The following is a 24,432-nucleotide window of genomic DNA, read 5'->3' on the forward strand; positions in this document are numbered from 1 at the left end:
TCTTCTCCTAAATTTGTTGCCAACGCGGTGTATGCACCTTGTTTATTAAATCTAATTGCTGCTGATATACTTGAGCCAACATTTTTAATAATGCGGCATTTTGCGGGTCATTCTCCAAGGCTTGTTTAATCGCCAATTCCGCATTTTCTAACTCTTGTAACTGCGTTTGCCAACCGGTTACCAATGCTGGTTGTTGTTCATATTGAACAAGCAAAGTTTGCTTTTGCTGATCAAAGAAGTGCGTCATTGATGCCATTGCATCATGTTTTGGTTGGACCATAACAGCCTGCCAAGTAACCAATGCCGCAATAAAACACGCCGCTACGCCAGATACTTTTAGCCAGATATTATGAGGTTTTTGATCTGTAACAGGTTTACCAATTGCATGCTCTATGCCTGGCCATAAATCTTTTTCAGGCTGAATCTCACTTGGTTGTGCGAGGGAGCGTTCAACAAAATGATCAAATTCTGGTTTACTCATTCTCATACCACTCCTGTAGCAATTTTCTCGCCCGATGATATTGTGATTTACTAGAGCCTATCGCCATTCCTAACATGGTTGAAATCTCTTCATGTCGATATCCTTCAACTGCATGTAAAACAAATACCAGCCTTGCTCGCTCTGGCAGCCTTAGCACTAACTTATCAAGCCCATTGAGCCCCTTACACAATGCGATACTAGTTTCATCCATACCTGATTTTTCAATACTCACTACTTTTTGTAGCCAGTGTTTGTGTTTTCTCAAATAGCTAATAGCAATGTTGCTGGTTACACTGTGCAACCAAGTTGTAAATTTTGACTGACCTTTAAATTGCGATATTTTATACCAAAGCTGCACAAATACTTCTTGCGTTACATCTTCGGCGTAATGTCGATCGGCTAATAACCGCAGACACAATGCATATACTCGTCGGTTGTGTTGGGCATACAGCTGAGCAAATGCAGCTTGATCACCTTGCTGCACTCGGCCTATTAACTCCTCGCAGGCACTTTCATCCGATGTTTTCGCAAATGCCTGATGGGCATCAATTAACATTCTCGTGTTCCTTTTTTATATTAAGCCTAGCTTGATATAAACCAATATAACTTTCAAGTTATAAAGTAAGACGCCAAATGGATTAGAAAAGGTTTAAATGAAATGAATTTTTTTGAGAAAAACTGCATAAATAGAAATATAAAACGGTTAAAGCCTTCTAACTTTAAGGTTTTAGCTACTGATTTGGTAATGCTGCCGGATGTCGATAAAACCAACCTTTAAACTCGAGTTTTCCTTCTCCTCCTGTTTGACCTGCACCAATTTTAACGTGCTTTAATGCTTCATCAAAATGCACGCCACTGCCTCCTGATGAATTGATCACTGCACCTCGTACCGAGCCATACAACTGACCACTACCAGATAACTTAATCGAAGTAAGAGGTGCATAAATAGACGCATACAAATCTGAGGCACCATTGACGATAATTCCATCAGCTCCGACAAATGAAGAGTACATACTAAACACCATATGCCCTGTCTTCGCCACCCCTTCTTGTTCCGTAATAACCTTTGCACTGGCGCCAAATTTTGCCTTACCCGTAACAAATACCGTTAAGGTTGTATCTTTAGTAATAGTGATACTGGTATTCCCCGATAATGTAAAATCACCATCGACTAACCAAATTACATCACCTCCATTATTGCCCGCGTCGACAACAATTTTACCATTACTTCCAAGGCTAAAGTTTTTCATTTCAAAAACATATTCATTATCTACATCAGAATAACCATGACTTTGTTTCGTTACGTCAAAAATGTAAATATCATGTACTTTTGAACTCCAAAACCCTTTATCAGTTGCACTTTTAGTAAAATATCCACGCTGTGGTGTAAATGTATACTCTTCCTGTGGTCCCACTGAAAAATCTAAATACGTACTGGTATCACCCATTACATTGGGCATATTTAAAGGTAGGGCAAGCGGATCGCATTCTTTATCTGGATTGTCAGGGTCATAATCTGGTGACGTTGGGTCGTATACTTTAACCGGTTCGACAACGGTTTCTTGAGTTGGGTCAAATTGATAAATTTCATCGGAGTAATGGACACCATTTTGCTCAAAAGCGCTGCCCGTTTGAAAGGTGCCTGTGCCGCCATAGCGAATATCAAGTTCTGTCGGCGTTATCGAATTTAGAATATCACTTCCCCAGTTCATAGTAACATCACCATGTGCTCGAACATATCCAGATATACTGCCACCTCGATGCGTCACAAAGCCACGGGAAAGTACATTCCCCTCAACTCGTAGACCCCCACCAGATGAGATATCAACGCCAGTATTAGACTGCACATTCCCTATAACAGGTGAAGAACCTTTTAAATATACAATCCCTGAGGCTTTAACATCTCCTTTAATGGGAGAGTGACCATTAATAACAACATCAGAATCCCCTATAACCGTATTAACGTCACCATTATTTGTTTTTGTCTGCTCATAAGTGCCTTGTGATGAATCATAACTATCTACCGATCCACTACCAGATAGATTAACGCCTTTACACCCAGTCACTGCATTAGCAAATGGAGATTCATTTTCTGCGGGGATATAATCAAACTGTGCAACTAAATAACTGTTTGCGTCTTCATGATAGCGAAAGCCATGACTGCTAATTTCAACGATGCTGTCTTCAGGGTTAGTAATGAGTGCATTATATTGTGCATCACCCCCTTTGAGCCCACCGACTCCAGTTTGGGTGCCAAACTGAGTTAACAAATCTTCCATTGTCAGACTCGAGTCTTTTTTTATAGCCTCTTTAATCGCTGTCGCACTATCGAAAACGCCTTTCTCTGCAAGTAGCCGTGCATTTAAATCTTTTTGAAAGTTACCTGTGAGGCGCTCTTGAACAATCGCTTCTTGTAAAGCGCCAAACACCACCACACTCGCCATAGTACTCAATAACATCACTTTGATGAGTGTGAATCCGTGCTGCTTATGATTTATGAAGCTCACTAAAAATCCGCCATTATCATGCGCGTCACCGCGATATCAATATCAATGCCATTGGCAAACTGTGTTGGTACATTATCTGGTGTTACAGTCACTTTGATTAATAACCCGCTATCTGAGCTCGTAAAATTGAGTGCTTGTACACCTCGTAACAAGTTAACCGGTACTGAAGCAGGGTTGCCAGTTAACGTTACCGAGCACACAAGATAACCCTCATTCAAGGTATATAGCTCAGTATACGCGCTAGCTGGAATAGTGCCTTGGCATGAGAGGATTTGCGCATCTTGATCTATGTGCAGCTCGGAACCATTATTTTCAATGCGAGGGAGAATATTTGTTTGCTTTATGCTTCTCGTAAACACTTGACTGGTATAACGGACGACCTCCTGTGCATGCGAAAGCTCTTGGGTCACTACGATGGTACTCTTAATAGCAGAGTATGACATACTTACCCCGGCTAATAAAAACATACCCGCAGCCATCGCGACCATTAATTCAAGTAAGGTATAGCCATGTACTTTCATCACAAAGGAGTACACCCTGGATCAAGGGTGATATAACTTGCATTGAGTGTGATCTGATCTTGTATATTATTATTTTCTTTAAACTCATTGTCAGTACGTTTATCTTGCCAACTTACTGTAACTTGCATTTCATTGGCATATGTATCAGGCAAAGTGATTGAGTAATGATAGGTCAATGAAGGATCTGGGCCCAACCAAGTTTGTAAATTTTCATCGCTTAATAGCAAAGTGCCTAGCTGTAATCGACATGCCCTAACCCATAAACGTTCAATGGCATTTTGCCCTTGCACTAAAGACATGGTGTAATCAAAACTATTATTTGCAAATTGCAGAGATTTAAGCTGTGTTGCAGCCAGTCCCAACAAAGCAAGCCCAGCAACAAGCATGGACACCATAACTTCTAAAAGTGAAAAACCATTTTTTCTCATGCGCAATTATTAACAGCCTTACCAACCCAGCTTTGTCCACTTTGCAAAATACACAAACGAAAATCAGCCGTTGAGTCATCTTTGTCTGATACTAAGATATTACTCGCCAAATTAAGTTCCCCTGTAGAGCGCACAATACGATCGACTAAATCGATTTCGATGGTTGCATGCAGTGGATCAAAGCGCTTTAATGTGACCGCTTTTCCATCTCGTGTCGCCTGTACCAACCAGCTATTATCACTTCTAGATAAAGTAATTGTTTCGACGCTCTTAACCGCTTCACTTCGCGCAAACTTATAGACTGCACTTAGTTGATTAACACTGTTAATCAACCTATCTTGTTTTACTTGCTTCGTGAAAGATGGCACAGCCAACACCGATAAAATTGCAATGATCCCAAGAGCAATAATGAGTTCAATCAATGTGAACCCATTGTTTTCTCTCTTGTTACCAGCAGTCATCTGATACTGCACCTTTCACCCCTTGATGATTAAGTGTCAAAGTGCCACACCTATCTGTAATTTGCGGTCCTCCCGCAATTGCGACTGCAGAAAGAGTAAATGCGCGGCTACGAAAATTCCCTCCATCTTGCGGTTTATCCTGGTTAAGGTATTTAAAGTTGTAACCTTGCGTCGTCAAAGTAATGTTAAATTGTGATGAATCAGGGTACCCACCGTTTCTAGAGTATATACGCTCTAATAATGCAGCCACTTGCAACATCTTTTGTTGCGCTTCTGAGCGCCGACTTTCTTGCACATATTCAAAATAAGATGGCATGGCTAAACTACCAAGCACAGCCACTATCAATACTGAGATAAGTAACTCAGTTAAGGTAAACCCTTTTGATAAACGTAATTGCACAAAAACTCCAAAAACAAATGATAACGCTGTCATAAAACCAATTACAGGGACAGATAGTATAGACTGAGTTACAAATAGTTAATACTTATTTATTAACCAAATTATCACATACAGCGACTATTTAAAAATCAGTTCTTGTTCAAATAGACATCAACATCGTGAACAAAAAATACGACTTTATGAACTTGGGTGGTTGGTTATGTACATCCTGTGTATTAATCTTATTGTTGTTATATCAACCGATTTTTACACTGAAAATATGAATTGTTTTTATTTTTCAGAGGGGAAGTCATTAAAAAGCCGTACACAGGCGTGCACGGCTTTGCTTAATAAATATTAAGCTTCAGCAATAACGATTACTTTAATAGTAGCGGTTACGTCTGAGTGTACTGCGATTGCAACGTCAAATTCGCCAGTCTCACGGATAGTACCAAGAGGTAGACGAACTTCTGATTTAGCAACTTCAACACCAACAGCCGAAATCGCTTCAGCGATGTCGCGAGTACCGATAGAACCGAATAGCTTACCTTCATCACCAGCTTTAGATACTAAAGTAACTTCTGCTAATGCTTCTAGTTTGTCAGCGCGTGCTTGAGCAGCCACTAACCCTTCAGCGATTTTCGCTTCTAATTCAGCACGACGTGCTTCGAAAGTTTCGATATTTGCTTTAGTCGCAGGAACTGCTCTACCTTTCGGGAATAAGAAGTTACGTGCGAAGCCAGATTTAACTGCAACCTGGTCACCTAGGCCACCTAGGTTAGCGATCTTGTCTAGTAGAATAACTTGCATGTCTCTACACCTTTTAAAAACTGTTAATCAGCTGCTTACTTATGTAAGTCAGTGTATGGAAGAAGGGCTAAGTAGCGAGCACGCTTGATAGCAGTTGCTAGCTGGCGCTGGTATTTAGCGCTTGTACCTGTAATACGGCTAGGTACGATTTTGCCACTTTCTGTTACATAGTTTCTAAGAGTAGCTAGATCTTTATAATCGATTTGTTGTACGCCTTCCGCTTTAAAACGGCAGAACTTACGACGTCTGAAATAACGTGCCATGAGTAATTCCTCAATTAATTCTTTCAATATGTTGTGCATGTAATACAAGTTGACTCAAACCGTTTCGGCTTTCGTGTCGGTTTAAAAAACCGCGTACCTGTATTGCTTGCCCAACGTATAAATGCTGAGTTTGATCCTGGAATGTTTCCCCACTTGCAACCACTTGAAGTCGAACATAACTATTACGGTTAAGCTCTGCTTCAACTTGCATTGATTTATGTTCAAGAACAAAAATGCAATGTGGAATACCAGCAGGACTTTGACTAAATTTGGGTGTTTTACAAATCATGCCCGAAAGCACATATTGATTTGTATACAGGTCAGCCTGTTGTTGCACCGCAAACCCTCAGTCAATATCCAGAGTCAATAACGATTAAGCAGTAGCTGCTTCTTTTTTCTCTTCTCTTACAAGAGGAGATGCTTCAGTTACAGCAGTTTTAGTACGCATAACTAAGTTACGAAGTACTGCATCGTTGTAGCGGAAAGAAGTTTCAAGCTCGCTGATTACTTCAGTTGTTGCTTCAACGTTCATAAGAACATAGTGTGCTTTATGAAGCTTTTCGATTGGGTATGCCAATTGACGACGGCCCCAGTCTTCAAGACGGTGAATAGTGCCACCAGCTTCAGTGATAGAACCAGTATAACGCTCGATCATACCAGGTACTTGCTCACTTTGATCTGGGTGAACCATGAATACGATTTCGTAATGACGCATGGATATTCCTTACGGTTAATATAGCCTTGTCCCGTTTCGGCCAGTCGGGGTAAGGCAAGGAACTAAATATGATAGCCGAAATGAGCGCGTATTTTACGCGTAGTTTGAAAAATACGCAACAGGATTTTTTAGGAAATTAACAATTTATAGAAAGAGAAAAAAATACAAGGAAGTTTGGAGCGGCACACGAGGCTCGAACTCGTGACCTCGACCTTGGCAAGGTCGCGCTCTACCAACTGAGCTAGTGCCGCATTGCAGATCTGAAAAAGTCAGATAAAACTTGAAATTGGAGCGGCACACGAGGCTCGAACTCGTGACCTCGACCTTGGCAAGGTCGCGCTCTACCAACTGAGCTAGTGCCGCATCACAATGAGTAAATTTTAATTTGGAGCGGCACACGAGGCTCGAACTCGTGACCTCGACCTTGGCAAGGTCGCGCTCTACCAACTGAGCTAGTGCCGCACTAAAACTTACAACTTAAGATTGGTAAGAAAAACCCCACTAGGCTTCTCGTCTTAAGCGGGGCAGGATTCTACAAGATAAAAAAAGCTTTGCAAGCGTTTTTTTACAGATTAAAGAATTTTTGCTGATACACCTTCAATTCCATAATAGAATCTTTGATGTCATCCAAAGCAAGGTGTGAACTTTTTTTGGTCACATCTTTCAACAATTCAGGCTTCCAACGTCTTGCTAATTCTTTTACCGTACTCACATCCAAATTACGGTAATGGAAATAAGCCTCTAGTTCTGGCATATATTTATTTAAAAAACGACGATCTTGGCCTATGGAGTTCCCACACATAGGTGACTTCGCTGGTGGCACCCATGCTTTCAAAAAGTCTAATGTTTGTTTAATAGCATCTTCTTCAGAAAACTGACTCGCTTTACAACGCGCAGTTAACCCTGAACGGCCGTGCTGATTAGTACACCACTCATCCATACCATCAAGAAGTTCATCACTTTGATGAATGGCGATTACTGGCCCTTCGGCCAATATATTTAAATCACCATCAGTGATTACTGTGGCTATTTCTAGTATTTTATCTGTTTTTGGTTCTAACCCCGTCATTTCGAGATCAAGCCAAATCAAATTTGATTCATTCAAAGACATAAACTACCTTAGCGGTACTTTCCTTTAGATCCAGTGCAATAACATATATCATATTAGCTTCATCAGTTGACCTAAAGCTTTTTTTTAAAAAGCGGGGCATTTAATTGAGTTATAGACCAATTACATGCGGCTCACAAAACAAACAGTACATTAATAGGCAAATTTAAACAAATTTCCTTTTATTGAACGAAAGATCAAAGTGAACATGGCAAAACAAAAGAAACTCAGTAAAGGCCAATCCAGACGGATCAGTGCCAACCATCAAAAACGTTTGCACAAAGCTAAACAGCAAAAAGCAGACATAACAGAGACCGCATGGCAGGCCGACAACCTAGGCCCGACTGAAAATGCAGTGGTACTTAGCCGTTTTGGTCAACATGCCGATATTGAAACTATTAACGGGGAAGTATTGCGTTGTAATATTCGCCGTACAGTCTCGAACTTAGTGTGCGGCGACGAAGTGATATTCCGCCGCGCAAAAGTCAGTGAAGGTGATTTAGCTGGCGTAATTGAAGCAACAGAAGAACGCCGTAGCCAGCTCACTCGCCCCGACTTTTACGATGGGATCAAAGTTGTCGCAGCAAACATCGACCAAATACTCATGGTCTCTGCAGTCCTGCCTGAGTTTACACCACAAATTATCGATCGATACCTTGTCGCGTGTGAAGATATGGGTATTGAACCCATTTTAGTACTCAATAAAATTGATTTGCTTGATGAGGAAGGGTTGAAACTCATCGAAGATGTACTCAATATTTACCGAGATCTAGGGTACAAAGTTTTACTCGTCAGTAATAAGTCGAAACAAGGTATTGAAGAACTAAAGCAGCAGCTCGTTGATAAAAACAGCATTTTTGTTGGCCAATCCGGTGTTGGTAAGTCGACTTTAGTAAATACTGTTCTACCTAACGCTGATATTCTAACTAAACAGGTTTCTGAAAACAGTGGACTCGGCCAACATACAACTACCGTCTCTCGCTTACATCACCTTCCATCTGGCGGCAACCTGATTGACTCACCAGGAATTCGAGAGTTTGGCTTATGGCACCTTGACGTTGAACGCGTAACCTTTTGTTTTAAAGAGTTTAGAGAGTTTATCGGCGGATGCCGCTTTAGAGATTGTAAACATTTAAACGATCCAGGCTGTTTGTTAATTGAAGCCGTTACAGCAGGACAGATCAGTCAATTACGTTTTGATAGCTACCACCGCATACTTGAATCTATGGCCGATGGCCGCGCCGGAGCAAGGGCTCCCCGCGTATAATCACGCAGTGAAAGTATGTTAGAATCAGCAAAAATTTTGTAGGAATCGTAAAGTGAACTTGGATAAATTTAAAATTGCCATGCAATACGCCATGCCTAAGCATGCGATATCACGCCTTGTAGGCAAACTTGCAGCAGCACAAGCAGGTGCATTGACCACACAATTAATAAAGCTTTTTATTAAGCAATACAAAATTAATATGAGTGAAGCTTTGTATGAAAATCCGGCACATTATAAAACCTTCAATGAGTTTTTTACTCGACCTTTAAAACCTGGGATCCGCCCACTAGCAGAAGATGAACATATCATTGCACACCCAGTTGACGGTGCCATTAGCCAGTTAGGTGACGTGGTTGACGGACAAATTATCCAAGCAAAAGGGCATGATTATAGTCTGCAAACCTTGCTGGGCGGGAAAGAAGACGATGTCTCGCCTTTCTTAGGGGGGAAATTTGCTTGTATTTACCTAGCACCGAAAGATTACCACAGAATTCACATGCCAGTTGATGGCACCTTAAAACGTATGATCTACGTACCTGGTGACTTGTTTTCGGTTAACCCACTCACCGCACAAAATGTGCCAAATTTATTTGCGCGAAATGAACGCGTTGTGGCTATTTTTGACACAGCTATGGGCCCATTAGCGATGGTGCTAGTTGGTGCTACGATAGTGGCCAGCATCGAAACAATTTGGGCAGGAACTGTCACGCCACCAGCTGGTAAAGACGTATTTAGCTGGGATTACCCTGACAACGGCACAAATGCGGTTCGTTTGAAAAAAGGTGAAGAAATGGGTCGCTTTAAATTAGGTTCAACGGTTATTTTAGCTTGGGGTGCAAATGAAGCTGACTTCTTAGAAGGTGAGTTACCTGAAACAACCACTCGTATGGGCACGCCATTTGCGCAAAAAGTGTAAATTCAGCGCGAAATTCGGCCTCAGCGAAAAGCCTGCATAACGCAGGCTTTTTTGTACTCTAACCTCAGGTTTGGATAAGGGTTTTGGAATAGAAAATGTTTTGAAAACAAACTTACTTACAATCCAATGATGATATTTTGTTCAATATCAAGGCGCTTTTATGCAGTAATAGCGGGCTATTACAAATGAAAGCAACGCCGAGAGTGATAAAAATAGCTTTATTGGGCAAATTCGCTTATCCAGAGCTGAGGTTACTTTAGTATTATCACTGATTATATATGCCTACAATGATGGCACTCAGGATCCGTATGCAGCTTAAACTCTCGTACAGAGAGGCTCATCCCATCCACTTGACGCATACTGCTACCTGAAACATGTCCCAACAACACATTCACGGCAGAAAGCGCTTGCATCGACCCTATCATACCCAGCAATGGCCCTAATACACCAAAATTATCACAATTAAGCGCTGCTTCCTCATCACTTTGCGGAAATATACACGCGTAGCACGGCGATGGTTGCCTAAAATCAAAACACATGACTTGCCCATGCGTCCCAATTGCCGCCCCAGAGATTAATACGCTTTTTTGTGTTTGGCAAAAGTGATTCAACAAATAACGTGTTTGATAATTGTCACTGCAATCAAGCACAATATCTGCTGAACTTAAATGCTGCATGATATTATGCCTATCAATGCGTACATGAACGGGCTGCAAATCAATTTGGTTATTCAAACTGGCTAACACTTTACTCGCCGCTTTTGTTTTTTCCTGCCCTAAGTGATTTATCTTGTATAAAATTTGCCGCTGTAGATTAGACAAATCCACTTCGTCGTTATCAATAAAGGTTAATTTACCAATACCCGCTGCGGCCAAATACAGTAGGGCAGGACTCCCTAGCCCACCACAGCCGACAACACAGACATGTGCATTTTTTAATTTTAACTGCCCTTGCATCCCTACTTCACTGAGCAGTAAATGTCGGCTATAACGGATCTGCTCTTTCTCTGTTAATACCAGTGGTTCATCGTTCAAAGAAGAGCGTGCGCCTTTGCTAGGTTCAACCATTGATCATAACTTGTAATTGCGAGATAGCCGTTTCATAGTCATCTGCTTCAGTAATGGCTCGTACCACAGCGACACTACCCACTCCAGTCTCTGCAACTTGTGTAGCACGCGTTAAATCTATCCCACCAATCGCAACCGTTGGATATGTATCACGCATCAGTGGCACAAAGTGCTGTAACTTTTCTAAGCCTTGAATTTGGCCCGTCATATCTTTAGTCGTTGTCGGGTAAATAGCGCCAAACGCTAAATAGCTTGGCCTATAGTTATGCGCACGAACCATTTCATAAAAGCCGTGCGTTGATACACCTAAACACAACCCAGCGCCCTGAATGGCAGCTAAATTGGCTTTGTCTAAGTCCTCTTGACCTAAATGCACACCATATGCGCCGTGCTGAATAGCTAACTGCCAATGATCATTAATAAAGACACGCCCTTGATATTTTTTGCCTAAGGTAATCGCCGTTTCAATATCCTGTTCTAAGGTCGGCGACTGAGCGTCTTTAACGCGTAACTGTACTGTTGGTACACCCGCAGCCAAACACTTTTCGACCCAATCCACCGTATCAACAACAGCATATAAGCCTAGCTCCCCTCCCGTACTGGCAAACCCCGCTGAAAAGTTAAATTCAGAGGGTGTTTCCAACTCAAGTTCATCACCTAGCCAGCTACCAGCTTCTATTACTTGCGGAAAATACTGTAATTCTTCTGGAAAAGACGTATGAGCCACAGGCCCTATTCCTTCACCATAGCGCCTACCAAAATGCAGCCCCTTGTTGATATAGGCTTTGCCCAAAATAAACGCGTCTTTAAGTGGGTAGCCTTTGGCCAAGCAGGCTGCAATAGCAGACGCGAGACTGCATCCAGTACCATGGGTATGCGGTGTAACAACCGCTTCATTCCCCAACCAATACTCCTCTTGCTCATCTGACAAAGCAAAATCGACACAGTACCCTTTAGGGAAGTCCCAATGTCCGCCTTTAATCACAACAGACTTAGCACCGAATGCTTGGAGTTTCTGGGCGGCTTCTTTCACAGCACTAGGACCAATTAAATATACCCCAGTGAGCAGCTGTGTTTCATGGGTGTTCGGTGTGATCACGTCAACTAAAGGCAGCAGGTGGGTTTTCAGGGCATCCACCGTATCTTCTTCTGTTAATAAATCCCCACTGGTTGCTATTGCAACTGGGTCATACACAATTACCGGAGGCTCTGCCCATGTTCGTTTATAGTGACTCAAATGTTCAGCAACCAACTGGATTTGCTGCACGTTTGCCAACATGCCAATTTTAATCACTTTGGCTGGCATATCGTGAATAAGCGCTTGGAGCTGAGATTCAATGACATCTGTTGACATGGCATTGAGCGCTTCAACCCCTAAACTATTTTGTGCCGTCAACGCCGTTATCACAGTACAAGCATGCACATTAAAACTTTGCATTGCCTTAATATCTGCTTGAATACCAGCGCCTCCGCCAGAATCAGACCCAGCTATACTCCATACAACATCCGCCATTAAGGCTCCTTAAAATTGTTCTCATTCGTTTCTATCATGGTTCTTCACGTCATCATTATTGATGCCAAAAAGGCATACCCATGGTTGGCGTTGAAGGGGCTGCAACCTCTTTTTCCGGCATCGCTTGTGCCAGGTAAGCAGCACGCCCTGCACTGACCGCGTGAGAAAAAGCGCTCGCCATAGAAACAGGGCAACCAGCCCCCGCAATCGCAGAATTCAATAACACCGCATCGTACCCCATTTCTAACGCTTGGCAAGCGTGAGAGGGCAAACCAAGGCCTGCATCGACTATCAATGTCATATCAGGTAAGCGCTCTCGAATGGTTTTTAGGTTATAAGGATTCAGTAACCCTTTACCTGTGCCGATGGGTGCCCCCCAAGGCATCAGCACCTCACAGCCTAATGCCGCTAAACGTTGACACAAGACCAAATCATCGGTGCAATAAGGTAATACTTTAAACCCATCGTTTAATAATATTTCAGTAGCCTCTAACAAGGCAATTGGATCTGGCTGCAGATTATATTCATCCCCAATCAGTTCTAATTTTATCCAATCGGTTACAAACACTTCTCGACACATTTTTGCCAGCGTTACCACTTCTTTTACACTGTGACAACCCGCGGTATTGGGCAGTACTTTCAATCCTGTGTCTTTAATTAACTGCCAAAAATCCTCACCAGCAGCCACTGAATTTTGTCGACGCAATGACACAGTTACAATTTGCGAACCAGCCGCTACAATTGATTCTTGCATAATTTTGGGTGATGGATACAGCGCAGAGCCTATCAGCAAACGATTAGAGAATGTCTCTCCATAAATAGTTAACGGGGTGTTCTCACGCATAATCTATCCGCCTTGAATAGGGGACAGTAAATCAATGCTATCCCCTGCTTTAAGCACCATTTCAGCACAGTGGCTACGTGGCACAAATTCGCCATTGACCGCCACGGCAAAAGGTTCTTTCGCCCCTTTAGCCAAAATGAATTCACGTAAATTTGGCGTGTTCAACTGTGTCGTTTCGCCATTAAAAACTACTTTCATAACAACCCTTTACTAAGTGCTTCAGACACCAAAGCCGGTGCAAGTAAATAACCGTGACGATACAACCCGTTAATACGTATCACATTCCCACAATGTTCAACACGCGGCCTATTATCACTAAACGCAGGCCTTAAACCAGCATTAATAGCCATCACTCGCGCTTCACAAAAGCCACTGTGTACGGTATAGGCGGCTGACAGCAACTCTAGCGTTGAACGTACAGAAATAGGGCCATTGTCTTGCGATTCAATCTCAGTTGCCCCTATCACAAACTCATTATTTGGCTTAGGCGCAATATAAATTGGATAGCGGGGATGCATTAATCTCACAGGTCGATTGAGTTCAACCTCTGGTGCATGCACTCGTGCAACCTCCCCTCTTACACCGCGTAAATCTGCCGACTCATTTTGTGCACCAAGTCCTCGACAATCAATGATCCTATCAAAATACTGGCCATCGACAGTCATAAACTCGGTTGTAGCCGTCCTGAGCGTGATGTGACGATTAAACTGAAATTGCACGCCTTTCTTTTGCAAATAGGAAAAACTAGCCCGATAAAATGCCAAGTTATCTAGTTGCCCTTCACATGGTAAATACAATCCTTGATGAAACCGCCCTGCCAATTCAGGCTCAAGTTCATTAATATATGCGCTGTTTAATACTTGTGCTTCCTGACCTTTTAAGGGTTTTAAACGCTGGGAAAAGCTATTTAGATCGCCTTTATCTTGCGCATGAGCAACGATTAATGTGCCCATTTGCTGAAAAAATACAGGTTCAGGTAACTTCGCTAACAAACTTGGCCACATTGCCATTGATTTAAGACCTAGCTCTGCCAAATCAGTTTCACAAATGACTGACTCAGCCAATGGCGCCAACATCGCAGCAGCTAATGCACCAGCACTACTACTGGCATGTTCATCGCTGGCTTCGTAGACACTAACATGACACTTTTCATGTAACATTAGCGCAGCCACACGCCCTACCAGCCCAAACCCTAAAATCGCAACTTTTGGTTTGCCCATCATAACGCCCTATTCACACGTGACAGTGGTGTACCCAAGACAAGTTACATCACGTATTTCACACTATATAACTTGCCATTAGATAAAAGTGAGGAAAACGCCCTCAGATCAAGCGTATTGTATTAGACAGCTTTGTGATAAATTTCAGAACCCGTGCTTTTAAATTCATCTGACTTTGCTTTCATTTCAGCTTCCACATCGACCATTTTGATTTCAATGGCATCACCTACATTATTCGGATCAATACCACGGGCTTCTAAATCTTTTGCGTAATCACGTACTTCTTGAGTGATTTTCATTGAGCAAAACTTAGGCCCACACATAGAACAGAAGTGTGCCACTTTTCCGGACTCTTGCGGCAAAGTTTCATCATGGTATTGGCGAGCTCGGTCAGGGTCTAATCCTAGGTTAAACTGATCGTGCCAGCGGAATTCAAAGCGCGCTTTTGACAGTGCATTATCACGTACCTGTGCGCCGGGGTGACCTTTGGCCAAATCAGCAGCATGTGCTGCAATTTTATAAGTGATCAAGCCTTCTTTTACGTCTTCTTTGTTCGGTAAGCCAAGGTGCTCTTTTGGCGTCACATAACACAACATCGCACAGCCATACCATGCGATTTGTGCGGCACCAATTCCTGAAGTGAAGTGGTCATAGCCAGGGGCAATATCAGTCGTCAATGGACCTAAGGTATAAAAAGGGGCTTCATGACAATGCTCTAACTGCTCCTTCATATTCTCTTCTATCATGTGCATTGGCACATGACCAGGCCCTTCAATGAACACCTGTACGTCATGTTTCCAAGCCAACTTAGTGAGCTCACCCAACGTACGTAGTTCAGAAAACTGTGCTTCATCATTAGCATCAGCAATAGAACCTGGACGCAAGCCATCACCTAAAGAGAAACACACATCGTACTGCTGCATAATTTCACAAATATCTTCAAAGTGCGTGTATAAGAAGTTTTCTTTATGGTGCGCTAAACACCACTTCGCCATGATTGAGCCACCACGCGATACAATTCCAGTCACACGCTTTGCCGTCATTGGCACATAACGTAACAATACACCCGCATGAATAGTGAAGTAATCTACGCCTTGCTCAGCTTGCTCTATTAAGGTATCGCGGAAAATTTCCCACGTCAGATCTTCAGCAACGCCATTCACTTTTTCCAACGCTTGGTAAATAGGTACAGTACCAATTGGTACTGGTGAGTTGCGTACAACCCATTCCCGAGTTTCATGAATGTAACGTCCAGTCGATAGATCCATAACGGTATCTGCCCCCCAGCGGGTAGACCAAACTAATTTCTCTACCTCTTCTTCAATTGATGAAGTCACCGAAGAATTACCTATATTCGCATTAACTTTTACTAAAAAGTTACGGCCAACAATCATGGGTTCTGACTCAGGGTGGTTGATGTTGTTAGGTAAAATAGCACGGCCGCGGGCAATTTCATCACGGACAAACTCTGGAGTAATAAATTCCGGAATAGAGGCACCAAAAGAGTTACCCTTATGCTGCTCAGCCAAAATCTCTTTTCGTAGTTTCGCACGGCCCATGTTTTCGCGTATTGCTACGTATTCCATTTCAGGTGTTACAATACCTTGGCGTGCATAATACATCTGCGTGACATTCTTACCCGGCTTTGCGCAACGGATTTTTGGTAAATGCTCAAAACGAAGGTGATCAAGTCCTTCATCAGCCATACGCTGTTGAGAAAACTGAGAAGTAACAGAGTCTAACCACTGTGTATCCTCACGCGCATCAATCCAAGCTTGCCTAAATTTAGGAAGACCTTCACGAACATTCAATTCAAAGTCAGGGTCGGTATACGGGCCCGATGTATCATAAACACGAATAGGTTCATTTTTCTCATAGATGGGATCTTCTTCTGTCCCTCCTACAAAGCTGTCTGATTGAATGATTTCACGCATACCAACACGTACACCAGCTGCGCTGCCATCAACATATACTTTATGAGAACTAGGGAAAGGTTGTCCGGTTAAGTTATAAATATACTCAGATGCTGCTGCTCGAGTTTCACGACGGGACGGTTTGCTACTATTATTTGACATGACTTGCCTCATTATTATTTAAGGTGTCTTGTCAGAACTCCAATAAAGGAGCGAGATGAGGTGGCCCTCAGAAGATCTAAATTATGTCACTTCAATAGTGTCATAATTTATGGCAGCCTACAAACTTTATGCTTGCAATACAGGCAGCTTGTTCCCTACGCAGGTGTTAGCCTGATCAGGTTCACGGATCCCGCACGAATGCGATCTCAGCCCAATGGGCACTCCGACAAGTAACGAATTAGAGACGAGTCTACTTAAGAACGGATTAACCTGCAACGATAGATTTAAATTTTAAGCGTGGCTGACCATTTAATATTAAATCTCCATTTTCTATTTTCGTCGGTACACCAATTTCCAGCATGTTCAGCAGCATTTGTTCCGTTTCATTAATTGACCCTTCGCAAAACTTTCTAGTCATCCCTATATTACTTACAAACAATTGCTCACTTTCTATGCGACCAGCACCAAAGAATCGATTACACCCAGTAAAGCCGTTCACTTGCATTGCTTCTATAAACTGTAATGAAATAGCCGAGTCTAGGATCACTTCCTTACCTATATGAGTAAGTTGCCATTGTGTATATTTTAGTTGCTCATTGCTTACCTTCCCTGTTGACGAACAACCAACTAAAAAAGCGCCCAACGCGCATAAAAACATGCTGATTTTCATGGTAAACCAAATAAAACTGAATTAAAGCTAGTATACACTGTTATTCATATTCAATTGTGAAAACCATACTTTTTATGGACAAAAAAAACAAAAATCAACTGAAAACACATTCAATTTCCTTCTCTAGGTACGGCTTTCCTCGAGCATTCACTGATGTCCATGTAATCACCGCATCTAACATCACTTTGGCATCTGCCTTTCTCACTAGCCGCTGGATAAATTGCGATTTAAGTTTGCTTACTCTGACAGCCTCGACTTCGACAAAAAAAGCATCTCCAGGCCTCAATGAACTTTTATAATCGACTTCAGATCGGATCACTACCAAGTTAATTTTCCGTTTTGCTAACTCGACAAAGTCCAGCCCTTTAAACAATAAAAATTCATGCCTTGCATGCTCTAAATAGTTAAAATATACACTGTTGTTTACTATCCCTTGTAAGTCACATTCATAATCTCTTACTTTAAAATCTACTGAAAAAGGCACAAACACTTCCTGAAAACAAAAATTGAATGTTTTTATACCATATTTCTAGATGATAATGATTCTAAGTTGTCCTGCTTTTGCTAAAATGTTGCCAACTCAAATGGAACCATTCAAAAATATGATAAAGCTAAAACTCTCATGCCTTGCTGCTGCACTTTTACCCTTAATTTCACCTTCTGTTATCGCTGATGACAAGAACATTGAACAAATTGAAGTCATAGGAGATTTTCATAAAGAAAGTTTACTCACACTCAGTGCCAGTGCATCTGTATTTGACCAACAAGCGTATACAACCAGAGGCGCTTCATACTTAGATGAAATTTTAAACAGTGCTGCAAATGTTAATTTCACCGCTGGAGCATCTCGTGGCCGCTTTATCCAAATACGTGGCATCGGCTTACGTTCACAATTTGTTGACCCAATCCACCCAAGTGTAGGCATGCAAATTGATGGTATTAATTATTCAGGCTTAGGCGGTAGCGCGTTATTGTTTGATGTTGAACAAGTGGCGATTTACCGCGGACCACAAGGGACTCGATTTGGTGCTGATGCTATGGCTGGCATGATCGATATGCAGTCAACTGCACCCACATCAAGTAATGCACTTAATTTAAAGCTTGGTATAAGTAATTATAGTGGTAAAGAAGCTGGTATCGCTGCGGGCACAGGCATTACCGAAGATACATCAGCCCGAGTGAGCTTTTTTAAAAAACGTTCTGATGGATACGTAGACGGGCTCTATCTAAACAAACCAACTAATCAACAAGATGAACAAGTAGCACGATTAAAGCTACACACCGTGTGGAGCAATACACTAGAAACACACATTACTGCACATAACATAGATATTGATAATGGCTACGATGGTTTTACCTTAGACAACAGTCGCAATAGTGTTGCCGATGAACCTGGAAAAGATAACCAAAAAAGTAATGCCATCGCACTTAGTGCTAAATATAGCGGCAGCGAACTGTTTAATTTAGACATGACCACCACGCATTTAAACGCTGATACACTGTATAGCTATGACGAAGATTGGGTATGTAATGACTCGAAACAACCAGTATTATGCGCACCAGGACTTCATCCATATAGCTATAAATCAAAAGACAGTTACGCTCGCGATCATCAACGCGGTACATTAGAATTCAGATTATCGGGTAAAGACAGTGATTGGGTAACTGGGTTGTTCGCACAGCGTCGTGACGTAGAGCTTACACGCGAGTACACCTATAATGACCCTGACTTCAATTCTAATAATAGTGTCAGCCAAATCGCGTTATACGGACAAAAAATAACACGCTTAGCAGAAAACCTTGATCTCATCACTGGTGTACGTGCTGAGCGATACAGCACGGACTACTTTGATAACAATCAGATCATAGATAAAACTGACGACACCATGTGGGGCACAAAACTCGCATTAGAGTATCAGGTTGTACCTCGCACAATGATTTACACCAGCCTATCTCGCAGTTACAAAATAGGCGGTATCAATGGCGAAGCTCTCGCTAAAGCGAATGACGAAGGCCTAAGTGTACCAACCGAAAATCATACGTTTGCACCTGAATATCTGTGGAATGCCGAGTTTGGCGTAAAAGGACAATCACAAGATCAACGTCACACGCTAAGTTTAAGTGCATTCTACATGCACCGAGAAGATATGCAGCTAAAAGTCTTCCAGGTACAAGATCAGCAGTTTGCGGGCTATATAGCTAACGCTAGTAAGGGCCGTAACTACGGCTTAGAATTAGAAGGCAACTTTCAATATACTGACCGATTAAGTTTTACCTATAGTGCCGGCTATCTTGATACAAAAATTGAAGACTTCATTACTCAAAGCGGCATAAACCAAGATGGTCGAGAGCAAGCACAAGCACCAAGGTATCAATATGCTATACGGGCCAACTACTTCCTAAGTGATAACTTAGAAGCACAAATTGGCATTGAAGGAAAAGATGATTATTACTACTCAAATAGCCATAACGCACAATCGGACAACCAAAACCTAATCAATGCAAGTATTAGTTACTATGGCGAAAACTGGACACTGACAGCATGGGGGCGTAATTTAGCAAACCGTGATGTGCCTGTGAGAGGGTTTAGGTTTGGTAATAATGCATTAAAAGATTATGACACTGAAACCTTTGTGCAGTATGGAGAACCACGAGTTGCCGGACTAACATTGAGCTATCAATTATAAATTAGACAGCTCATCTAACAAAAAAGCGCTCAATCATCGAGCGCTTTTTTGTATTACCCAGTAACCGTATTTACTCGACGTCAGGTAAATTACGCCCATAAAACACTTCTTGAATTTCACGATTCAAACGCGTGCGGATCTCTTCTTCCTCATCGCTACTCAAATCATCTGTCGTAATACCGAATAAGTACGTATTAAGGTCCGTTTCTTTTAGCATCATTTTTGTGTGAAATAAGTTCTCTTGATACACATTCACATCTAACATTTGATAGGCTTCTTTTGTATCTTCGCTCATGTAATTTTGAATCGAATGAATCGCATGATCAATGTAATGCTTTACCCCACTAATATCTCTCGTGAAGCCTCGTACACGGTAATCAATCGTAACCACATCAGACTCTAGCGAATGAATTAAGAAGTTAAGTGCTTTTAGTGGCGAAATTACACCACAGGTTGACACTTCAATATCCGCTCTAAAAGTACATATGCCGTCATTCGGGTGCGCTTCAGGATAAGTATGCACACAGATGTGGCTTTTATCTAAATGCGCCACCACAGATTCAGGCAATGGTCCAGGCGTTTCATTACTATCAAAAGTCTGCTGTTCAACAGGTTCTTCTGATACTAATATCGTCACACTTGCCCCTTGAGGATCGTAATCTTGACGCGCAATGTTCAATACATTAGCGCCAATAATATCCACTACGTCTTTCAAAATATCCGTTAGTCGATCAGCACTGTACTGCTCATCAATATATTCTAGATACTCTTTACGCTGTTGCTCTGTTTTAGCATAGCAAATATCGTAAATACTGAAGCTTAAACTCTTAGTTAAGTTGTTAAAGCCATGGAGTTTAATTTTATCAAAGGGCTTGTTCACGATAGACAACCTTTAAACTGTAAATCTGCGATGCAGAACGAAAAGTTCGCGGATTTTATACGAAAATTAGACTATGAAAAAGGGTTATTTTACACCACCAGCTACGACTTCATGACTATGCGTAATTTTTACTGATTTATCAAGCATTAACGCCACAGAACAATACTTTTCAGCTGACAATTGAACGGCTCTTGCTAAGTGCTTTTCTGACACATCAGTACCAGTCACAACAAAGTGTAGATTCATTTTGGTGAATACTCTAGGTGCTGACTCTGCGCGTTCGCTGGTAAGTTTTACTTCAACGTTTTCAATTTGTTGTTTTGCTTTTTTTAAAATACTCACCACATCAACAGAAGAGCAGCAACCAGCAGACATCAGTACCATTTCCATCGGGCTTGGTGCTGTGCCATCTGCACCGGTATCAAATACTACTGCATGTCCTGACTCTGAACGACCAATAAACGTGTCGCCTTCTACCCATTTTACATTTGCTTGCATGCTACTACCTCTCTATAAACTATAACACCGCCTTAAGGCGGTGTTATAAAAATCATTGACTGCCTTTATCGCAGTGTCTACTTAGCTTAAACTGCTGAATCAAATAAGTTCTTAACCAAGCCAGCAAATTCTTCAATAAATGCGTTTTGCTCTACCGTGACATGTTGATCTGTCACACTTGAAAGCACTTCTTGTAAGTCATATACAATGCCATCGACCTCACGCACAATCAAGCTACGTTGTTCTGTTGTGAGCTCTGTATGTTGTTCGCAAATGCGAATGACATTTTCAGCTATCACATCTTCGATTAACTCCATCACTTTTGGCGCACCAGGCTTTATCTCACCTGGCTTTTCAAACAAGGTTAAATTTTGCGTTAAATACATGACTAACTCGTCATATCCTTGCTTATCTAACACCATACTTTGCCCACCTGATTGTATCAAAGATATCTCCTATTGATTTAAGCAGAAAGTAAACCCTATTGCTACTTTTGTAGCCTCGACAAATAGAAAAAAGCAGCCAGAGCTGCTTTTTATCATTCTAAAGACTTGGATAATACGGGAGTTTATCCCGAGAACCAAGCTTACCAGTACCTTTAATCGATATTTAGACCTGGACTTAATGCGCCTGGTAGTGTCACTTTTTCAAGCTCCACTGAAGCGACTGGATACGCGCAGTAATCAGCGGCATAATAAGCACTTGCTCTATGATTACCCGATGCCCCAATCCCACCGAAAGGCGCAGCACTCGACGCGCCAGTAATTGGGCGGTTCCAATTCACAATACCAGCTCGAATACGGCGTAAGAAATAGTCATAATCGGCTTCGCTATCGCTCAATAGACCTGCTGATAAACCAAAGCTTGTATCGTTCGCTTTTTCAATTGCCGCATCGAAATCATCAAAACGGAACACTTTCAATAATGGACCAAAATGCTCATCATCAGGGAAATTAGCAACGTTTGAACACTCTAAAATACCCGGTGTTACAAAACCAGTTCCATCCGTATGCGTCAACTCAATCAAAGCCTCAGCACCCAAATCAAGGAGCTGTTGTTGTGCAGCAACCATACCCGCAGCAGCTTGTGAAGAGATCATTGATCCCATGAACGGCTGTTCGGCATCATCAAAGTGACCCACTTTAATCGCTTTCGTTGCGCGAATAAGGTGTGCCAGAATTTCATCGCCTTGAGCACCTGTTGGTAAAAATAGCTTTCGCGCACAAGTACAGCGTTGGCCACTAGAGATAAATGCAGATTGAATAATGTCATGTACCACTGCTTTTGTATCAGTGGCACCTTTAACGATCAGTGGGTTATTCCCACCCATTTCCAACGCCAAAATCTTACCCGGCTGACCTGCGTACTGCTCATGTAAAATATGACCTGTACGTGAAGAGCCAGTAAAGAACAAACCATCAATCCCTTTATGAGACGCTAACGCTTTGCCGGTTTCAACTTCACCTTGTACTAGGTTAATCACACCTGCTGGCAAGCCTGCTTCTAGCCAATACTTTAATGTTAGCTCTGCAACCTGTGGCGTTAATTCTGATGGTTTGAAGATAACCGTATTACCAGCCAACAGAGCTGGCACTATATGACCATTTGGTAAGTGACCTGGGAAGTTATAAGGACCAAATACAGCCACGACCCCATGTGCTTTATGACGAATCACCGCACGCCCTACCGGCATTGCATTTTCAACTGTCCCCGTTCTTTCTTGATACGCTTTTTCAGAAATTGCTATTTTCCCCACCATAGCACCCGCTTCAGTGCGCGTCTCCCAAAGTGGTTTACCGGTTTCTTTTGCAATCGCAATGGCAAGCTCTTCACTATTGGCCTTTAGCACTTCAGCAAAACGTTTAACGATTGCTAAACGCTCAGAGAACTCCAAATCACTCCAGCTAAAGAATGCCTGACGAGCAGCGTTAACGGCTGAGTCTACTTGTTCAGCAGATGCCGCATTTGCACGCCAAATCACGTCATTATTCGCTGGATTAACTGAATTAAATTCAGTACCTTGGCCTATAGCCCATTCGCCATTTATCAATTGAGCAGGATGTGTTGTCATAATTAGTCCCTACAGATTAGAGTGTTGAGATGCTGACCGAGTCACCATCCACGATATTTAGTGCCGTCGCAATTTCACTGCCAATGATAACTTCATTGCTGTTGCTATCAAAATGAAGATCTGCAACTGTCGCGCGATACCCAACAAGTTTATCATTTGCAATCATCACAGGGAAACCGCCGCTGTTATCACCAATTTTCACTGTTTTACTCTGTGCCCCGCGAACTGTACGAATATTGTCTACCTTCGCTTCTACAGTGGGTCCCGCGTCGAAAATATCGACATAGCCATTAAAAGTAAAACCTTCACTTTTCAACAACTCTATGGCAGGACGTGTATTATCGTGTACTTTTCCAATCACGTCTTGCGCTGCTTCTGTGAGCAAATTGACATAAATCGGGTACTTCGGCATTAACTCAGCAATAAAGACCTTTTGGCCAATACCTGTTAGGTAATCTGCCGTAGGAAAATCCATTGAGAAGAAATGCTCTTCTAGCCACTGCCAAAATGGACTCTGACCTGTGTCGTCTGATACCCCACGCATTTCTGCAATAACGGTATCTGCAAAACGTTGCTGGTGTTGTTTAATAAACATAAAGCGTGATTTCGACAGTAATTTACCATTCAAGCCTTTGCGATAACCATCTTTGAGAAACAAAGTACACAGTTCAGTTGCACCTGTGTAGTCATTACATAGCGTAAGAATATCCACTGCTTTATAAACATCGAGTGTACGCGAAGAGTGTATCACTTTGCTCAAGTGATAATGATAAAATGCATCATCAAGACCAACAGCAGCTTCAATTGCGCTAGTCCCTACAACTTCACCCGTTTCACTGTCTTCAAGTACAAACAAATACCCTTCGTCAAACGGAACATCTGTTTCTTTTTTGAAAGACGCTTCTGAGCGTGCAATCTTGTTTTGTAAAAGCTCTTCGTTAATCGGTAACGAAGTAAAACCATGCCCAGATTCATGAGCAATGTTTAAAAGCGCTGGATAGTCGCTTTTTTGGATTGGGCGAAGGATCATCATGAGCCCGCTTACTCCTCA

At 42.1% G+C, this 24,432-nt stretch carries 28 protein-coding genes, 3 tRNA genes and 1 riboswitch; of the genes, 3 read left to right on the plus strand and 28 right to left on the minus strand.

Annotated elements, in window-relative coordinates:
- Positions 1-7: 7 nt before the first annotated feature.
- From J8L98_RS06215 to orn, 15 genes are all read right to left on the minus strand, one after another.
- Positions 8-481 carry a hypothetical protein gene (locus tag J8L98_RS06215; protein ID WP_210995748.1) on the minus strand — a complete coding sequence of 158 codons (474 nt, stop codon included), beginning with the start codon at positions 479-481 and terminating at the stop codon, positions 8-10.
- Positions 474-1,037, minus strand: a complete 564-nt coding sequence (locus J8L98_RS06220) for an RNA polymerase sigma factor (protein ID WP_210995749.1) — start codon at positions 1,035-1,037, stop codon at positions 474-476. Before J8L98_RS06220 ends, J8L98_RS06215 begins: the two co-directional genes overlap by 8 nt.
- Positions 1,038-1,212: 175 nt before the next feature.
- Positions 1,213-2,988, minus strand: a complete 1,776-nt coding sequence (locus J8L98_RS06225) for a polymer-forming cytoskeletal protein (protein ID WP_348771892.1) — start codon at positions 2,986-2,988, stop codon at positions 1,213-1,215.
- On the minus strand, positions 2,988-3,509 hold the full coding sequence (locus J8L98_RS06230; protein ID WP_210995804.1) for a prepilin-type N-terminal cleavage/methylation domain-containing protein: 522 nt from the start codon (positions 3,507-3,509) through the stop codon (positions 2,988-2,990). Before J8L98_RS06230 ends, J8L98_RS06225 begins: the two co-directional genes overlap by 1 nt.
- A complete protein-coding gene (locus J8L98_RS06235; RefSeq protein WP_247670930.1) occupies positions 3,509-3,937 on the minus strand; it encodes a prepilin-type N-terminal cleavage/methylation domain-containing protein in 429 nt (142 codons plus the stop codon). The genes J8L98_RS06230 and J8L98_RS06235 overlap by 1 nt, the downstream gene beginning before the upstream one ends.
- The gene (locus tag J8L98_RS06240) at positions 3,934-4,398 is read right to left on the minus strand and encodes a GspH/FimT family pseudopilin (protein ID WP_210995750.1); all 465 of its coding nucleotides are present in this window, start codon (positions 4,396-4,398) and stop codon (positions 3,934-3,936) included. The genes J8L98_RS06235 and J8L98_RS06240 overlap by 4 nt, the downstream gene beginning before the upstream one ends.
- Positions 4,385-4,798 (minus strand): type IV pilin protein, encoded by a 414-nt coding sequence (locus J8L98_RS06245; RefSeq protein ID WP_312037099.1) that lies wholly within the window; start codon positions 4,796-4,798, stop codon positions 4,385-4,387. The genes J8L98_RS06240 and J8L98_RS06245 overlap by 14 nt, the downstream gene beginning before the upstream one ends.
- 336 nt (positions 4,799-5,134) lie before the next feature.
- Positions 5,135-5,587, minus strand: a complete 453-nt coding sequence (rplI, locus tag J8L98_RS06250; RefSeq protein WP_192508894.1) for a 50S ribosomal protein L9 — start codon at positions 5,585-5,587, stop codon at positions 5,135-5,137.
- Positions 5,588-5,622: 35 nt separating this feature from the next.
- Positions 5,623-5,850, minus strand: coding sequence for a 30S ribosomal protein S18 (gene rpsR / locus J8L98_RS06255; protein ID WP_002962753.1), 228 nt, complete (start codon positions 5,848-5,850; stop codon positions 5,623-5,625).
- Positions 5,851-5,860: 10 nt separating this feature from the next.
- Positions 5,861-6,187: a primosomal replication protein N gene (gene priB / locus J8L98_RS06260; RefSeq protein ID WP_192508895.1), complete on the minus strand. Its 327-nt coding sequence runs from the start codon at positions 6,185-6,187 to the stop codon at positions 5,861-5,863.
- Between the two features lie 36 nt (positions 6,188-6,223).
- Positions 6,224-6,565, minus strand: coding sequence for a 30S ribosomal protein S6 (rpsF, locus tag J8L98_RS06265; protein ID WP_138591187.1), 342 nt, complete (start codon positions 6,563-6,565; stop codon positions 6,224-6,226).
- A gap of 175 nt (positions 6,566-6,740) precedes the next feature.
- A tRNA-Gly gene (locus J8L98_RS06270) sits at positions 6,741-6,816 on the minus strand.
- A gap of 36 nt (positions 6,817-6,852) precedes the next feature.
- Positions 6,853-6,928: transfer RNA gene (locus tag J8L98_RS06275), tRNA-Gly, on the minus strand.
- Positions 6,929-6,951: 23 nt separating this feature from the next.
- Positions 6,952-7,027, minus strand: a tRNA-Gly gene (locus J8L98_RS06280).
- Between the two features lie 103 nt (positions 7,028-7,130).
- Positions 7,131-7,676, minus strand: a complete 546-nt coding sequence (orn, locus tag J8L98_RS06285) for an oligoribonuclease (protein WP_192508896.1) — start codon at positions 7,674-7,676, stop codon at positions 7,131-7,133.
- 205 nt (positions 7,677-7,881) lie between these two features.
- On the opposite strand from orn, the gene rsgA reads away from it, so the two are divergent.
- Both rsgA and asd read left to right on the plus strand, forming a co-directional pair.
- Positions 7,882-8,940, plus strand: a complete 1,059-nt coding sequence (gene rsgA / locus J8L98_RS06290; protein WP_210995752.1) for a small ribosomal subunit biogenesis GTPase RsgA — start codon at positions 7,882-7,884, stop codon at positions 8,938-8,940.
- A gap of 52 nt (positions 8,941-8,992) precedes the next feature.
- Positions 8,993-9,856: an archaetidylserine decarboxylase gene (gene asd, locus J8L98_RS06295; RefSeq protein ID WP_210995753.1), complete on the plus strand. Its 864-nt coding sequence runs from the start codon at positions 8,993-8,995 to the stop codon at positions 9,854-9,856.
- 272 nt (positions 9,857-10,128) lie between these two features.
- Here asd and J8L98_RS06300 read toward each other — a convergent pair whose 3' ends face one another.
- The 8 genes from J8L98_RS06300 to J8L98_RS06335 all read right to left on the minus strand — a co-directional run bounded on the left by J8L98_RS06300 (position 10,129) and on the right by J8L98_RS06335 (position 17,729).
- Positions 10,129-10,923, minus strand: coding sequence for a HesA/MoeB/ThiF family protein (locus J8L98_RS06300; protein ID WP_210995754.1), 795 nt, complete (start codon positions 10,921-10,923; stop codon positions 10,129-10,131).
- The gene (gene thiE, locus J8L98_RS06305) at positions 10,916-12,436 is read right to left on the minus strand and encodes a thiamine phosphate synthase (protein WP_210995755.1); all 1,521 of its coding nucleotides are present in this window, start codon (positions 12,434-12,436) and stop codon (positions 10,916-10,918) included. Before thiE ends, J8L98_RS06300 begins: the two co-directional genes overlap by 8 nt.
- A 55-nt stretch (positions 12,437-12,491) precedes the next feature.
- The gene (locus tag J8L98_RS06310; protein ID WP_210995756.1) at positions 12,492-13,280 is read right to left on the minus strand and encodes a thiazole synthase; all 789 of its coding nucleotides are present in this window, start codon (positions 13,278-13,280) and stop codon (positions 12,492-12,494) included.
- A 3-nt stretch (positions 13,281-13,283) separates the two neighbouring features.
- Positions 13,284-13,478: a sulfur carrier protein ThiS gene (gene thiS, locus J8L98_RS06315; protein ID WP_210995757.1), complete on the minus strand. Its 195-nt coding sequence runs from the start codon at positions 13,476-13,478 to the stop codon at positions 13,284-13,286.
- Entirely contained in the window at positions 13,475-14,503 is a 1,029-nt protein-coding gene (locus J8L98_RS06320; RefSeq protein WP_210995758.1) for an FAD-dependent oxidoreductase, read from the minus strand. The genes thiS and J8L98_RS06320 overlap by 4 nt, the downstream gene beginning before the upstream one ends.
- Before the next feature lie 119 nt (positions 14,504-14,622).
- Complete coding sequence (gene thiC / locus J8L98_RS06325; protein WP_247682452.1) at positions 14,623-16,575, minus strand: phosphomethylpyrimidine synthase ThiC; 1,953 nt, start codon at positions 16,573-16,575, stop codon at positions 14,623-14,625.
- Between the two features lie 135 nt (positions 16,576-16,710).
- Positions 16,711-16,811: riboswitch (TPP riboswitch) on the minus strand.
- A 29-nt stretch (positions 16,812-16,840) separates the two neighbouring features.
- A complete protein-coding gene (locus J8L98_RS06330) occupies positions 16,841-17,245 on the minus strand; it encodes an META domain-containing protein (RefSeq protein ID WP_210995759.1) in 405 nt (134 codons plus the stop codon).
- Positions 17,246-17,339: 94 nt separating this feature from the next.
- Positions 17,340-17,729, minus strand: a complete 390-nt coding sequence (locus J8L98_RS06335; protein WP_210995760.1) for an acyl-CoA thioesterase — start codon at positions 17,727-17,729, stop codon at positions 17,340-17,342.
- Positions 17,730-17,829: 100 nt separating this feature from the next.
- Here J8L98_RS06335 and J8L98_RS06340 point away from each other — a divergent pair, with 100 nt between their 5' ends.
- A complete protein-coding gene (locus J8L98_RS06340; protein ID WP_210995761.1) occupies positions 17,830-19,932 on the plus strand; it encodes a TonB-dependent receptor in 2,103 nt (700 codons plus the stop codon).
- A gap of 70 nt (positions 19,933-20,002) precedes the next feature.
- On the opposite strand, the gene speD is transcribed toward J8L98_RS06340, so the two are convergent.
- From speD to astA, 5 genes are all read right to left on the minus strand, one after another.
- Complete coding sequence (gene speD, locus J8L98_RS06345; protein WP_192508907.1) at positions 20,003-20,812, minus strand: adenosylmethionine decarboxylase; 810 nt, start codon at positions 20,810-20,812, stop codon at positions 20,003-20,005.
- An 84-nt stretch (positions 20,813-20,896) separates the two neighbouring features.
- Positions 20,897-21,310: an OsmC family protein gene (locus tag J8L98_RS06350; protein ID WP_210995762.1), complete on the minus strand. Its 414-nt coding sequence runs from the start codon at positions 21,308-21,310 to the stop codon at positions 20,897-20,899.
- An 86-nt stretch (positions 21,311-21,396) separates the two neighbouring features.
- The gene (locus tag J8L98_RS06355) at positions 21,397-21,732 is read right to left on the minus strand and encodes a DUF3802 family protein (protein ID WP_192508979.1); all 336 of its coding nucleotides are present in this window, start codon (positions 21,730-21,732) and stop codon (positions 21,397-21,399) included.
- A gap of 176 nt (positions 21,733-21,908) precedes the next feature.
- A complete protein-coding gene (gene astD, locus J8L98_RS06360) occupies positions 21,909-23,381 on the minus strand; it encodes a succinylglutamate-semialdehyde dehydrogenase (RefSeq protein ID WP_210995763.1) in 1,473 nt (490 codons plus the stop codon).
- 16 nt (positions 23,382-23,397) lie between these two features.
- Positions 23,398-24,414 (minus strand): arginine N-succinyltransferase, encoded by a 1,017-nt coding sequence (gene astA / locus J8L98_RS06365; protein WP_192508910.1) that lies wholly within the window; start codon positions 24,412-24,414, stop codon positions 23,398-23,400.
- Positions 24,415-24,432: the final 18 nt, after the last annotated feature.

Source organism: Pseudoalteromonas sp. MMG013, from assembly GCF_018100885.1.
GTDB lineage: Bacteria > Pseudomonadota > Gammaproteobacteria > Enterobacterales > Alteromonadaceae > Pseudoalteromonas > Pseudoalteromonas aurantia.